This is a genomic window from Paenibacillus sp. FSL M8-0142, from assembly GCF_038597315.1.
Classification (GTDB): Bacteria; Bacillota; Bacilli; order Paenibacillales; family Paenibacillaceae; genus Paenibacillus_AQ; species Paenibacillus_AQ lactis.
Genome location: NZ_CP152008.1, coordinates 50,284 through 64,761, shown reverse-complemented (window position 1 = coordinate 64,761; position 14,478 = coordinate 50,284). Strand labels below are relative to the sequence as shown.

Here is a 14,478-nt window from a genome sequence, read left to right as displayed (position 1 = left end):
AGTAGCGCATGCTACTTAACTTGTAACATGCGCTCTAGGGAAGTTCTGGCTTTCTCTGCAACGACAGGAGGTACGTAAATCTGCGGCTTCATCGTCTCCAGAGCTTTGACCAGCTTTTTGAGATTATTCACTTTCATATTCGGACATACGAGGAATTTGGTCGCAAAATGGAAGGATTTATTCGGACTGTCCAAACGGAGCTGATAGCCGGTTCCGTCTTCGGTTCCTACGATAAATTCCTGGGCCGGCGAGTTTTTGCAGTATTCCAGAATGGCGGTGGTGCTGCCTACGAAGTCGCCCATAGCGACAACCTCCGGCCGGCATTCCGGATGCACGACGAACTCGGCGTTCGGATATTTCGCCTTCATCTCCACCACATCTTTCACGGTTAACATATCATGCGTATTGCAGTACCCTTCCCAGATGATCAGCTTCTTGTCGGTGTGCTGCTGGACGTAATGCCCCAGGTTTTTGTCAGGGACCCAAATGATTTCATCGGAATCGACCGACTGAATGACCTTGACCGCATTCGAGGATGTACAGCAAATATCGGTCTCCGCCTTGATCTCGGCCGATGAATTGATATAAGTGACCACTTTGGCATTCGGATGCTGGGCCTTCAGCTTGCGCAGCCCGTCAACGTTTACCATATCGGCCATCGGACAGCCTGCGCGCTCGTCAGGAATAAGCACCGTTTTATTCGGCGCCAATATCTTTGCGCTTTCTCCCATAAAATGCACGCCGCAAAAGACGATCGTCTCGGCATCCGTCTGGGCCGCCTTCTGAGCCAGCAAAAAGGAATCTCCCCGGAAATCGGCGACCTCCTGAATTTCATCCCGTTGATAATAATGCGCCAAAATGATGGCGTTGCGTTCCTTCTTCAACTCCATTAACCGTTCACGCAGCACGCGGTTCTGCTCTGCCTTGCGCTCCAGTGCCAAAGCTTCCATGATCGACCCTCTCCCCTTATGTTATCCGGCATTAGCCGCTTGATGACCATGTTTGAAGGACGTTCGCAACCTTTGTGAAAGGATGCGCATCCTTATTTAACAACTAATGTACACGGACCTCTAATCCCTGTCAATGTGATAAGAAGCACAAAAAGAACCGGAAAACGAATGATCGTTCTCCGGTTCTTCATTTTTATTCCAAATACGAGTATTTCAGCGAATTTACGTTAGACTGCTATCATTATCCGATCCGCCAGGAGGATCTTTACGCTCTGAATCCTTACGATCCAGATTCGAATCCATCGGGTTGTTCGGAATCTCTTCCGTAGAAGTCGGCTGCTGGCCTTCTTCCTTCCCTTGAATACGGACGCGGACATCACCGATGTTGTCGATCGTTGGCTCGCCATTCTCGGAAGAGCCGGATCCTTCGCCACCGCCGTTGCCTTCGACTGTTCCAGTCTCAATGAGATTCTTAATCTGCTCAAGCTCCAGCGTTTCTTTCTCCAGGAGCGTATTCGCAATCAAATGAACCTCTTTGGCATGCTTGGACAGAAGCTCTTTACACTTCTCGTAGCATTCGGTGATAAACCGCTGCATTTCCTGATCGATCTCGTAAGCGATTTGGTCACTGTAGTTCTGCTCGTGCCCGATATCCCGGCCAAGGAACACTTGTCCTTGGGATGTGCCGAACTGCATCGGACCGAGCTTCTCGCTCATACCGTATTCCACAATCATGCTGCGGATAATGCTGGTTGCCTGCTGGAAGTCGCTGTATGCCCCGGTTCCGATTTCTCCGATGAACAGCTCTTCCGCCACGCGTCCGCCGAGCAACCCGGTTACGCGGTCAAGCAATTCCTGCTTCGTCACGAGCATGCGGTCTTCCTTCGGCATCATGATGACGTATCCGCCGGCGCGGCCGCGAGGAATAATCGTTACCTTATGCACGGTATCCGCATGCTCCAAGAAGTAACCGACAATCGTATGACCGGCTTCGTGATAAGCAACGATGCGCTTCTCGCGGTCGCTGATCACGCGGCTGCGCTTCTCGGTACCGACGATCACGCGGTCGATTGCCTCGTCGACTTCCGTCATCGATATATCTTTACGGTTACGACGTGCGGCAAGCAAAGCCGCCTCGTTCAGAAGGTTCTCCAGGTCCGCGCCTGTAAAACCAGTCGTACGCTTCGCGATAATGTCGAGTTTGACATCCTTCGTCAGCGGTTTATTGCGTGCATGCACCTTCAGTACAGCTTCACGTCCCTTAACATCCGGACGATCCACGGTAATCTGACGGTCAAAACGTCCCGGACGCAGCAGCGCCGGGTCCAGAATATCCGGGCGGTTCGTTGCAGCGACGATAATGATGCCTTCATTCGCTCCGAAACCGTCCATCTCTACGAGCAATTGGTTGAGCGTTTGCTCTCGCTCGTCATGTCCGCCACCAAGGCCGGCGCCGCGTTGACGGCCCACAGCATCAATCTCGTCAATGAAGATAATACATGGCGCATTCTTCTTCGCGTTCTCGAACAAATCGCGTACACGCGAAGCACCGACACCGACGAACATTTCCACGAAGTCGGAACCGGAAATACTGAAGAACGGAACGCCTGCTTCACCGGCAACCGCACGAGCCAGGAGCGTCTTACCGGTTCCCGGAGGACCGACAAGCAGCACACCCTTCGGAATGCGGGCGCCGACGGTGTTGAATTTGCGCGGATCCTTCAGGAAGTCGACAACCTCAACGAGCTCCTGCTTCTCCTCGTCAGCACCGGCTACGTCTTCAAACGTAACGCGTTTCTTCTCTTCATTATATAAGCGGGCTTTGCTCTTGCCAAAGTTCATCACTTTGCCGCCGCCGCCCTGAGCTTGATTGAACAGGAAGAAGAACAGAACGAACATGATCACGAGCGGAATAAAGGATGAAAGCAGTGTCAGCCAAATGCTTTGGCCTTCCATCGGCACCACGGTCAGCTTTACATCGTTGCTCTCGCTGGCTGCGGTCAATTCCTGCATCGCCGCATCAGTAGCCGGAATGTAGGTCGAGAAATTCTCCGACTTCTTCTCGTCGGTGACTTCCCTATACTTACCAGTCACCAGATACGCGTAGCCGTCGAATTGAACCGTCATTTCCTTTATCTTGTTATCTTTAACTTCCTGCCGCAGCTGATTATAACTAGGGGCTTCGGCCTGTTCGCCACCGTTAGTGACGAATTGTACTATGCCCACCACGACCAAAAATAGAATCAAATAAAAACCAGAATTCCGGATGAACCGACTCATCCCCTACCTCCTCTCAAGACACATAAGATATTTTACCACAGCCTGTCTGGCCTTCTCAACAAAGGGCCAAGATCCGTGGCAGCAGCCCATATGGCGCGGTTTAACTGCTGTAGATTTCCGGCTTCAGAATCCCGATGTAGGGGAGGTTCCGGTAATGCTCGGCATAATCAAGCCCGTAGCCGACAACGAAGGCGTCAGGCAGTACGAACCCGGTGTAATCGGCCTGCAAATCCACCGTTCGGCGGGCAGGCTTGTCGAACAAAGTAACGACGCGAACCGAGTTGGCCTTGCGGCTCTTGAGCAGCTCGATCAAATGGCTCAGCGTAAGACCGCTGTCAATAATATCCTCCACGATCAGAACATCCCTGCCTTCAACGGATGCATCGAGATCTTTAATGATCTTGACCACACCCGATGACTTGGTGGATGCCCCGTAACTGGAAACGGCCATGAAATCCAGCTCCAGAGGTACTGTAATGGATTTAACCAAGTCTGCCATAAAAATAAACGCACCTTTAAGAACGCAAATAACGAGCGGATTGCGTCCTTCGTATTCGGCGCTGAGTTTTGAACCGAGTTCCTTAATTTTCGCATGGATTTCTTCTTCTGTGATCAGTATTTCCTGAATGTCGTTCTGCAACTTCAATGGACCTCCTAGTTTATACATATGAAAGCGTGAAACGGGCCATGCTTAGGGTCTATGCTTGCCTGAAACCTTAAAGCTCCGTAAACTCCATACGGAGAATCCGCACGGTATGCCGCCCTGGAGCAGCATGAGAGGAACGTCGTACATCCGGAATCCATACAATGTTGCCGGCACTGTCGCAAACGATCGGAATCCGGGAACGGACAGACGGTGGAATTTTCTCATCAATGAGAATATCTTTCACCTTTTTGCTTCCGTTTAATCCCATAACCTTCATCTTGTCTCCCGGCTGTCTGTTACGCACGGTTAAAGGAAATCGAAGCTCGTCGGCATCGAACTCCACCGCGCTGGCAGAGCGGGCTGCCCCAGACCGTGCGCTGCCGTCTGTCCTGATCGACAGCGTCAGCAGCTTTCCGATTTCCGGAATAGGCACACGCCGGTCCTCGGGAGAATCGAGCGTATATATGTACTGTCCCTGTTCGGACGGAGGCTCCGGCCAAAATGTTATTCGACCGTACTCGCGGATACAGGTAATGCCGCCCCCCAGTGAAAGACGCCAACTGCTCCGCTGATTGTTCAAGATGCCTTGGCGTACCGATTCGATCTTGACAAAATCGGTGATTTCCTGTTCAGAGGGCAGATAAGTTAATATTAGTTTAATCAAACGCCGTTGTAAAGCGACATGTAAGGCCAAAAAGGAAGGCGCGTCGATGGCGAGCCTCCCATTGTTCTCCTGCACCAACTGACGATACGCCCGCTCCGCTTCCTGATCCATGTAGTCATCCTCATACTGCACAATTTCCGCTAATTGATTCAGGGAGGATGAAAGCTGCCCATTGTATTGTTCCAGAAACGGCAATACCTCCAGGCGAATCGCGTTGCGGCGGTATTTCGTCTGCAGGTTGGTGTAGTCAATGGCATATGAAAAGCCGCAGCGGCGGCACAGCTCCAAAATGTCCGCCTTGTTTATACGAAGGAAGGGGCGGATGAGTTCCACATTTTTTTCGGTGCGCTTCCATCGCATACCGGACAAGCCCGACAAGCCGCTGCCGCGCAGAAGCTTCATCATGACCGTCTCGGCCTGATCGTCGGCATGATGCGCAAGAGCCACCGATCGGGCATCGTATGTCCGAGCCGTTTGGAGGAGAAATTCATAGCGCTTCTCCCTGGCTGCCTCCTGCCCGCCCTTTCCGCTCTCTTCCATATATGAGGGAATATCAGCGAACGCAATTTCCAGCGGAAGACCGAGGGATTCCGCCAATTCGCGCACGAACTCCGCTTCCGCATCCGATTCTGCGCGAAAGCCATGATGGACATGGGCACATACCAGCTTAAGCGGCGTATGCTTGGTCGAAATTTCGTGCAGCACATGCAGGAGAGCAACGGAATCGGGTCCGCCGGATACGGCGACCACGATGCAGTCCCCTTCCGACCACAGCCCAAATTCAGCGGCAGCGCGCCGCACGTCCGAAACGATCCAGTGCAGATAATCCTGTTTCACTTCTAAGTCCCCTTTATGAATCCGTGACACGGCAACGGGCATTAAGAGCGGAGGAAGAGATAGATGGCGCAGGCCAAAACAGCTGCCGATATGCCGAATGCATTCTTCAGCCACCTCGGCGTGCGGACCGGGATTTGCCGGACATGACGCTCCGAGGCTTCATAGATCCGGCGCTTCCATTCGTTCAGCGCTTCCCGTGAATCCGCGAAATCACCTGCGAGCGCCTTGTTTAGCCAGGCGGCATAAGGCTTAAATACAGGATTTCTTCGCATCAGCTGCTGCAGATCCGAAACGCTCCGTGTCTGGGGAAGCTGGCAGGACGCTTCACGCAGAGCCTTTTCATCCAGCAGCCCTATACACATCACGGCAAACGAGAACAGATCGTAGGAGCCGTCGCCGGTCCGGCTTCCGGCATTCCAATATCCCCGGTCATACCATTCCGTGAACTGCTTCACGCTCCGGCCAAACCGACTGACGCCTCCGTAATCGATCAGCTCTACCCTTCCGTAGGCCGACACCATCACGTTATCCGGCTTCAAATCACCGAATGCATAGCCGGAAGCATGCAGGACCGAGAGCTTCTCGAGCAGCTTCAGCCCGATCAAGGCGAGCCACTCCGTGCCGCGGGCGCGGATAAAGCGATGCAGGGGGCTGCCCTCGATATAGCGCATGACGTAGAATGTCACTTCCCGGCTGCCTTCCAGATGGTCATCCGCCTCTACCAAATACGGATCCGGCATCTGCTCCTTCAGCGCGTTCAGCACGTTAATTTCGGATTGCAAATCCAAGGCGTCGTATCCCACCTTTAGGGCATACCGGCCCCGCCCGCCAGACGGGCGGACAAGATACACCTTGCCGTTGGCCCCTTTGCCAAGGAGCCGCTCAACGATGTACCGGCTCCTCCCCCATTTTCCCGTTATGACGGTCCCTGGCGGGTACGCCGGACTAGACGACGTAGTCACCGAGCATCCCTTCCTCTTGGCTGGAATGTCCCTGCCATGATTGATTACCCTCTAGTGTACCATATCGGTAAAATTCAATCACCTTTAACAGTGCCGGTCCCGTCGGGGTGGCTCCTCTCATCTGAAGCCGGCCGAACATGCTCCTGACTCCGTCCAAATCCGAGGTCCAGTTTACGTCCATCACCGCATCCTCGCCGCTGTGCTTGCCGGGGAAGTGAAACACGGATAACTTGCTCGAGCCCGCCCGGGCTTTCAGGCTGAGCATCAGATCCCGTATCGCTTCCTCGACGGCAGCCAGCTTTGGCTTCATGCTGGCACTCGCGTCAATCAACAGAGCTACCTGAAGCGGCGACGTCTCCGCCAGCTCATCCACCACCTCAACGACCTGCGAGCGCTTGGCAGGCGGCAGATCCTCCAGCGACCCATCCCCCAGAATATGCTGTATCTCCTTATTTACCGCCTGCTGGATCGTTTGAACCACGGTTTTCCGCGTCATCATCTGTATCGTCTGAGCCAGCTGCGGCGTTCCCACGATCCGGTGTATCCCCCCTCCGGCCTTGGCAATTTCTTGGATTTCCAATCCTCCGAGCTCGCCGATCGTTCCATAATCAAGCACGCCCACCACATTCACAACGATCCCGTCCTGCAGCGCATGAGCCGCAGCGAGCACCGGGCTCGTGCCTACATTCGAGCATCCGTCGGTTATCAGCAAGATTTGTTTCATATGAAGAATCGCCTCCCGTTCCATCGGTTTCGGTCTGTTTGAGTTCTATCTCTATCATTTCCACTTTCGAGAGAGTTCAAACAAAACCGCTCCAATTGCAGGGATAATCCGATTCTAGCAGCCAGGCACCTCCATTTCCCGGGCAATCGGAAGGATCGTAGTATTTTTCTGTTCAACTGGTCACGTTCAACTGTGCTGTTCAGCCAGTCCGCATGAATAATACAGCGGGTGATCTTTCTAACTTACCGTACGCGGCCGCTCCATTCTGGAGAATCCAGGTATATGCACATTGGACCATTCCGGTTGATAGTGGTCCACACGTCCGACAACGACCGTCATATCATCATGAATTTGATTCTGCTGGTAGCGTATCACCTTTTCCAGCAGGCAATCGGCAATTTCCTGCGGATCGGAGCTCGTCACCTCTTGGATCATCCGTTTCATCCACAGCTCCTTGTTCACGGCATAACCCGGCGCATCGTAAATTCCGTCCGTCATCATAATGAGCACATCTCCCGCCTGCAGCTGAATCGATACCAGATCAACTTCAATATCCTGAATGATGCCGATCGGCAGATTGCTGGCGGTAACGGGTATCACTTCATTCCCCCTCTTAATAAAGCTCGGCGTCGAACCGATCTTCATAAACGTCGTTTGAGCCGTATATTGATCGATTAACGCCATATCGACCGTCGCATAAATCTCATCGGGCGATCGCAGCATTAATATCGAATTCACCGACTTGATCGCCAGCTTCTCATCCATGCCGGATTGAAGCAGCTGCTCGAGAATGCTCAGCGCGGAGCTGCTCTCCAGCCGCGCCCTCTCCCCGTTGCCCATACCGTCGCTCAGAGCCACGGCGAATGTGCCGTTTCCCAGCTCCACCGTGCTGAAGCTGTCGCCGGACAAAATATCTCCGCCCTTGGCAGCCCCGGCCACACCCGTGATGACTTCAAAGGTCTTCGCCGACCCGAAACGCACCGTGGCCAGCCCGTCCCGCGGATGGGTAAGCGTCTCCTCTACCACAGCGATATGCTCGCCGAGAATATCGGACAGCAGCGGGGCGATAATCTTCCTGCATTCATCATATCCCCGCGTATACGCATGAATAATTTCAATCTCCACATGGCCGGAGTCCAGGCTGATGATATCTATGCCTTGGATCGACAGCCCCAAATGCTGCAAGGCCTCCCGGATCTGCTCCTCCTGGATATGCATCGTTTGGCTCTCCCGCTTGATCTCCCGGGCAAGATCCTCCATTACCTGCGAGACGCCGGACAATTGCTCGGCCACCAGGTGACGGCTATCGTATATTTGGCGTTTCCACTGCATATCATGTTGGTATAGATGGTATTGCTGCTTGAGGATCGCCAGCACCTCCTCCTTCTTGGAGCAGATTCGGCTCCACTCCGCTGGCAGATCCTTCACCTCCAGCTCCGGATTTTCTTCAATCGAAGTCATCATATCCGTCATATATTTATAAGTCTGATAGAATTTCATATCCCAGCATTGATTACGTTTATAGCATGTCGCACAGCTGCCCTCAGCAACCGCATTCATAAAATGATTCATCTCTTCGGTCTGTTTGCCGGGCGGCTGCACGGATCCCGTCGTCTGCCCGAAGCTTTGCGACAGCTGGCGGAACACCCGGGAGAATTGGGTCACCCGATCTGCCGTCAGATCCCGAACACGCTTCGCATACTCATGCTGGGAACGCGTGTGATCCTGCGTGCCCGGAACATATTTGCCAATCGCCTGCATTACGCTCTTCGGCGTCAGCAGGAAGAATACGATGGCTGCGCAGGTTTCCCATGTTGAGACGAGCACCTCATTCGGGTTGCTGAAATAAATGGAGAGAATGGTTGCGCCGAGCAGCATGCCAAGCGATACGCCGGGCTTCTTCCCTTCCTTCAGCATACCGGCAAGCATGCCGGAGAACGCGAGCAGACTCATTTGAGAGAATGCCGATATGTTCGCAAGGCTCAGGATGAGTCCTGTCACCACCCCTACCGAGGCTCCGAGAGGAGCTCCCCCGACCAGTGCAAAGAGAAGGATCAAATAACGGGAGAGGACATGCTCGATCGACAGGGATTGAATTGTCCAGCCGACGGCACCTGTCATTACCGACGCCAGCAGGATAATCAAGCATAGAATTTCCTCATTGCGAAGCACATATGATTTTTTACGGAGCGTCATGACCGGAATCGCCTGAATGAACACCAGAGTCAGCACAAAGCTGAGCACCGCATTCAAGGTCAGCATCATCATCGAATACCAGGTAATGCTCGGTCCGACCAGTACGGCGAACAGGTTCACGAAGAATGTGGAGACGAAGACCATCATCGGGGCATACGACAATTCCGCCCGGTCATACGTTTCCAGTCCCCGCATCATAAAATAAAAGATGAGAATCTCTGCCGGCACCATCCAAGCGACCGGAAAGGGGGTAAGCAGGCTTCCTGCCACAATGGCAATCCCTACCGGCAGCAGCACGTCGCGGCGCATAAAAGCGATAACGGCGAAGTAGGCCGCCGCAAACGGCGAGAGCTCCCCCAAAATCATGGCTCGTCCAAGCAAAAATCCCATAAAGGTCAATAATATCATCCACTTCTTCGTGGCCAGGAAGTGGATGGGACGCTGCAGGAAGGACAGCTGCCCTAATCGATCCGTCAAACGGGCACGCAGCGAGCCCGCTCCTCCCTTGACTGCCTCAGTACCCGGAAACATCACCAGATTTCTTTTATCCATTACGCTGGCACCCCATTCTTCACGAATTTGTTGGTCCCATTATAAAACCCCGGTACAGGAAAGTTTGTCAGAACACCGGACAAGCCCAAAAGAAATTTCCGACAAAAAAGCCGCCCTCCGCGAACGAACGGACAAACGCGGTTCATCCCCGTGCCCTAGCGGCATTAGCAGGTGTCCGCTTCAAGCCGGATCTGCGGTTCATTTCCCGAATTGCGGCGTCTCGTCTCCCCCCATCCCGGTCAATTCCACCGTAAATCGCGTAGGAACCTGTCGTACGCTTGCCTGCGGCGACAAAAAAACCGCAGAAGGCTTATATCCCTCTGCGGTCAGTTTATATTTTATCGAATTACATACGTTTGGCTCCGCGTCCGCCGCGTTTGCCCTCGGTATTCTTCTTGAGCGAAGAAATTCGTTCTTCACTATCTTTCAGGAAGCGTGACATTTTATCCTCAAAAGAAGTCTTATTGGCTGCAGGCTTAAACGGGCGTCCGCCGCGTTCACGGTTGAAACCACCGCCGCCGCCACCACCAAATCGTTCTCCGCCGCTGCTGCGCTCCGGTCTTGGTCCCCGGGGTGGTCGACTTTCAGAAGCCGGTTTGTCGACAGCTTGCTTGATCGAAAGACCGATCTTGCCGTCCTTATCGACATTAATTACCTTGACGGTCACGACATCGTTAATCTTTAAATGGTCGTTGACGTCCTTCACGTAATTATCGGCGATTTCTGAGATGTGAACGAGACCCGTGACACCTCCTGACAGATCCACAAATGCTCCAAAATGCGTTATGCCTGTCACCTTGCCCTCTAACTTGGTGCCCACTTCAATTGCCATAGAATAAAATGATCCTCCCTTAAAAATATACGGCCCAGATCTTCTGGAATCCAAGCTACGGTGATTTGATTATACATAATGACCTGATCAAGGTCAACAGACGTCTGTCATGCCTAATTACGGCTATTCGCCCGAATTTTGGGGCTGAATAATCGGCGTTTCGTTCGGCAAGTAGAGCCCGAATTTCTTGCGGGCGATCTGCCCGATATATTCAGGATCATTCAGTCGCTCCACCTCATGTTGAAGCTGGTTCATCGACTGCTCGATCACCTTGTATTGCTGCTGCTTCTCCTCAAGCGCTTCATTCTGTTTGCGGATGCGGTCATTTTGGGACCAGAGCGAAGAACCGGCCCAGATCAAAAACAGCGCCATGATCGTAAAAAATATTCGTTTACGCCGGCGGGCGCCCTGCGTGTTGGCTTGGGTCTGCCCGGAAGCCTGCTTCTTCGAATTCGGCGGTTCAGCATATCGCCCCATGACCATACCTCCTAGAACCAGCGTTTCCACGCCTTAATGACCTTGTTCGCCGCCTGCTTGCACCAAGCCGGCAGCTTGAGCCGGGATGTGATCGGCTTCAGCATCCATTTCAAGAGCCGCCAAAAAGGCATCAGGCATTTCAGCACCAGACGCAGAAGCGACAACAGAAACATCCACAGGAAGCGAAGCAGTCCCAGCAATATCATGAAAATCCCTCTTACCGGATTCCATATCAACATTCGGAATAACTTGTACAAAATAGACAAGAGCCCTTTCGCTGCCTGAATTAACATTACCACAAAACGCTGGGTTATGACACTCCATAATAAAAAATAGATCCAAACCCCTATAAAGAGTCCCACAAAGACATAGAAGCGGAGCTGGCCGTCATTCGTCACATACAGCATGCGGAAGATGAAGAGGGCTGCCGCAACCCAGTACAGAAAATCAAGGGCATGCTTGGACCACCTCGGGAAGTGGAGCTGGCCAGCCAGCACCCGGTAGCTGTCGAAGGCCACACCCATTGCTGCCCCGGAGAAGAGCATCCAGAGCAGCGTGATCCATTGAACGCTCGGGTTCATTTAAACAGCTTGCCCAGAAGACTCTTGTTCTTGGCCTGGGACCCGGGATTCAAATAAATAAGTGAATGCACCAGACCTTCAATCGACAAAAGCCCCTCTTCCAGGCTGAGGTTTTTAATATGTAAATTTTGCCCCCGAATCGTGAGATGCCCAAGCTCGGTCTGAAGCAGAAACTCTTCACTGTCGAAGCTCTCCACATTCTGGACGCCGGTAATGTCCAGCAGCTTCCGGTTCTGCATGCGCAGGTCGTGAAATTTGCCCTTCCCTTGGTCGATCATGGCATGTACCCCTCCTTTTAACAATAGCTTATGGGGAGGCGGCTGCCTTTAGAACAGGTAAAGGAAGACACTTCAAAACAATGAATCTGCCGCCACTTACGCGGATCGGGATTAAAAAAGCGCCCCTGCTCCATTGGAGAGGGACGCTTCTTGCAACGGCTGGGACATCTACCAGTCCAGTCCGTTATCTTTAACGATCGGTTCTTCCTTGACCAAGGTATAGAGGCTGTTCGCCTCATCTTTACGGGTAGACTCCGCGAGACGCTCGACCCGGACCGTCACGAGCTTCTGGCCAAACTGGACAGTGATCTCGTCGCCCAGCTTCACCGAGCTGCTCGGCTTAGCCTCACGGCCGTTGATCAGTACCCGGCCTTGATCCGATACATCCTTCGCTACGGTACGCCGCTTGATTAACCTCGATACTTTCAGGAATTTATCGACGCGCATTATTTTACAGCTTCTTTAAGCTTGTTGCCTGCTTTGAATGCAGGAACGTTCGATTCCGGAATTTCGATCGTGTTGCCTGTTTGCGGGTTACGGCCCGTACGGCCTGCGCGCTTGCGGGTTTCGAATGTGCCGAAGCCGATCAATTGAACTTTATCTCCATTAGCCAAGGCGTCCGTGATTTCGCCAAGGAACCCGTTAAGAACGTTCTCTACGTCCTTCTTAGTCAAACCGCTTTTGTTGGAAATGTTGTTGATCAAATCTGTTTTGTTCATGAATTAAATCCTCCCAATTATCAGAAAAATATAAGATTTACGGTAGTCGGTTAAACCGCCTTGCGAAAGTAGCAAGATTTCACCATAAAAGATTATTCTGGATGATTTACGGAATTCCTGCCGGACTACCGTATTTTTTTATTTTTTTGCGGAAAAAATGCCCGCATTACCGGCCGTCGGTGCTTTCTGCCCGAGTCTTCGCTTCCTGCCAAAGGGTCTCCATCTCATCCAGCGTGCTGTCTGAAAGAGCTTTTCCCTGGGCGGCGAGCTGCTCTTCTATGTAGCGGAAGCGACGATAGAATTTGCGGTTCGTTCTCGAGAGCGCTTCTTCCGGGTCCGCCCCGATAAATCTGGCCGCATTCGAGACCGCGAACAGCAGATCTCCCAGCTCCAAGGCCGCATCATCCGCGCTCTGGCCATCCGCTACCGCCTGGCGCAGCTCCCGGAGCTCTTCCTCAATCTTCTCGAATACGCCTTCGATGCTGTCCCAATCAAAGCCAACCTTGGACGCCTTCTTCTGAAGCTTATAGGCCTTCATCAGCGCCGGCAGATCCCGTGGAATTCCATCAAGCGCCGAAGCCTGATCCGGCCGCTGCCCCTTGCGGCGCTTCTCCTCCGCCTTCATCTGCTCCCAGTTTCGAAGCGCGGATTCCGCATCGTTGGCGCTGCTCTCGCCGAACACATGCGGATGGCGGAAAATGAGCTTGTCGTTCAAGCCTTGAATGACATCGTACACGGTAAAGGTGCCGAGCTCCTCCTCCATCTGGGAATGCAGCATAATCTGCAGCAGCAGATCGCCCAGCTCCTCCTGCATATGCTCCGGATCGTCCTCGTCAATCGTCTCGAGCACCTCGTAGGTTTCCTCGATCAGATTTTTGCGTATGGACTCGTGGGTCTGCTCCCTGTCCCACGGACAGCCTTCGGGACTCCGAAGGATGCCGACAATTTCATGCAGGCGGGAGAACGTGCGCTGACGAAGCGACGGATCATCGCTTCGCGGAACATAGACCAGCGACAGATTTCCGTATCCGTCGATCCGATCCAGCTCATACAGCGGAACGTGACGAATTTCCTCTTCTCCCTCGACGCCGAGCGCGTGTCCCACGACGACCGGGTAATCATCAGGGTACAGCTCCATCAGCGCGAGCTTGACCTCGGAAGCCGTAAACATATCATACACCTGGCCGATCAAGGTGTGAAGCTGGGGCTGAATGACGTCGCTTCGAAGCTCAGCCGCATCCAGCAGCTGAAAGCCTTCGATCGGATCGAACCCGAGCCGCACGAACGCCTCGTCCAGGAAGCTCTCCCCCCCGAGCACGGAAAGGCTCACCTGCTGCTCCGGGCAGCGTTCCCGCAGCAGCCGGACCGTCGCCTCCGCCACCATGGGGTGTCCGGGAACGGCGTACACGATCCCGCGGTCATCCTCCGCGGCTTTCGCCAAATTCATCAGCGCGGATGCAATGGACTCGTACACCTCCGGGAAGGAGTCATGGGCTTCATAGACATGGTCAAACGACTCCGCTTGGATGCCCAGCCCGCCCAGCGCCTCGATCACGGGATGGGACATCGTGCGCACATAAACCTTGGACGCCTGCTGCATGGTTTTCAGGATGCCGACGGTTAACCGGTCCGGATTCCCGGAGCCGAGGCCGACCACCGTAATAGCTGCACTCATAGGGTAACTTCCTTTCGCTCTTCGCCCGGGGCGTTCCCAGACTTCGTTATATCGTACACTACTATATCACACCAGATCAAACATCTCACGCGGGGCCCCTGCATG

14 protein-coding genes are annotated in these 14,478 nt (G+C 53.4%); all 14 read right to left on the bottom strand.

Features of this window, described 5'->3' with window-relative positions; genetic code table 11:
- Window positions 1-11: 11 nt before the first annotated feature.
- On the bottom strand, window positions 12-950 hold the full coding sequence (gene nadA / locus NSQ46_RS00300; protein WP_028406008.1) for a quinolinate synthase NadA: 939 nt from the start codon (window positions 948-950) through the stop codon (window positions 12-14).
- Between the two features lie 222 nt (window positions 951-1,172).
- Window positions 1,173-3,230 carry an ATP-dependent zinc metalloprotease FtsH gene (gene ftsH / locus NSQ46_RS00295; protein ID WP_007132890.1) on the bottom strand — a complete coding sequence of 686 codons (2,058 nt, stop codon included), beginning with the start codon at window positions 3,228-3,230 and terminating at the stop codon, window positions 1,173-1,175.
- Window positions 3,231-3,330: 100 nt separating this feature from the next.
- Window positions 3,331-3,870: a hypoxanthine phosphoribosyltransferase gene (gene hpt / locus NSQ46_RS00290; RefSeq protein ID WP_007132889.1), complete on the bottom strand. Its 540-nt coding sequence runs from the start codon at window positions 3,868-3,870 to the stop codon at window positions 3,331-3,333.
- A 76-nt stretch (window positions 3,871-3,946) separates the two neighbouring features.
- Window positions 3,947-5,377 (bottom strand): tRNA lysidine(34) synthetase TilS, encoded by a 1,431-nt coding sequence (gene tilS / locus NSQ46_RS00285; protein ID WP_007132888.1) that lies wholly within the window; start codon window positions 5,375-5,377, stop codon window positions 3,947-3,949.
- Window positions 5,378-5,418: 41 nt separating this feature from the next.
- On the bottom strand, window positions 5,419-6,339 hold the full coding sequence (locus NSQ46_RS00280) for a serine/threonine protein kinase (RefSeq protein ID WP_007132887.1): 921 nt from the start codon (window positions 6,337-6,339) through the stop codon (window positions 5,419-5,421).
- A complete protein-coding gene (locus tag NSQ46_RS00275) occupies window positions 6,323-7,063 on the bottom strand; it encodes a vWA domain-containing protein (protein WP_007132886.1) in 741 nt (246 codons plus the stop codon). The genes NSQ46_RS00280 and NSQ46_RS00275 overlap by 17 nt, the downstream gene beginning before the upstream one ends.
- A 237-nt stretch (window positions 7,064-7,300) precedes the next feature.
- The gene (gene spoIIE, locus NSQ46_RS00270) at window positions 7,301-9,811 is read right to left on the bottom strand and encodes a stage II sporulation protein E (RefSeq protein ID WP_210095658.1); all 2,511 of its coding nucleotides are present in this window, start codon (window positions 9,809-9,811) and stop codon (window positions 7,301-7,303) included.
- A gap of 346 nt (window positions 9,812-10,157) precedes the next feature.
- Window positions 10,158-10,643: a S1 domain-containing RNA-binding protein gene (locus NSQ46_RS00265; protein ID WP_007132884.1), complete on the bottom strand. Its 486-nt coding sequence runs from the start codon at window positions 10,641-10,643 to the stop codon at window positions 10,158-10,160.
- Between the two features lie 123 nt (window positions 10,644-10,766).
- Window positions 10,767-11,120, bottom strand: coding sequence for a septum formation initiator family protein (locus NSQ46_RS00260; RefSeq protein WP_007132883.1), 354 nt, complete (start codon window positions 11,118-11,120; stop codon window positions 10,767-10,769).
- Between the two features lie 11 nt (window positions 11,121-11,131).
- Window positions 11,132-11,701: a spore cortex biosynthesis protein YabQ gene (gene yabQ, locus NSQ46_RS00255; RefSeq protein ID WP_342575979.1), complete on the bottom strand. Its 570-nt coding sequence runs from the start codon at window positions 11,699-11,701 to the stop codon at window positions 11,132-11,134.
- Complete coding sequence (yabP, locus tag NSQ46_RS00250; protein WP_007132881.1) at window positions 11,698-11,979, bottom strand: sporulation protein YabP; 282 nt, start codon at window positions 11,977-11,979, stop codon at window positions 11,698-11,700. Before yabP ends, yabQ begins: the two co-directional genes overlap by 4 nt.
- Before the next feature lie 168 nt (window positions 11,980-12,147).
- Window positions 12,148-12,426, bottom strand: a complete 279-nt coding sequence (locus NSQ46_RS00245; protein WP_007132880.1) for an RNA-binding S4 domain-containing protein — start codon at window positions 12,424-12,426, stop codon at window positions 12,148-12,150.
- On the bottom strand, window positions 12,426-12,698 hold the full coding sequence (locus tag NSQ46_RS00240) for an HU family DNA-binding protein (protein ID WP_007132879.1): 273 nt from the start codon (window positions 12,696-12,698) through the stop codon (window positions 12,426-12,428). The genes NSQ46_RS00245 and NSQ46_RS00240 overlap by 1 nt, the downstream gene beginning before the upstream one ends.
- 166 nt (window positions 12,699-12,864) lie before the next feature.
- The gene (gene mazG, locus NSQ46_RS00235; protein WP_210095657.1) at window positions 12,865-14,373 is read right to left on the bottom strand and encodes a nucleoside triphosphate pyrophosphohydrolase; all 1,509 of its coding nucleotides are present in this window, start codon (window positions 14,371-14,373) and stop codon (window positions 12,865-12,867) included.
- Window positions 14,374-14,478: the final 105 nt, after the last annotated feature.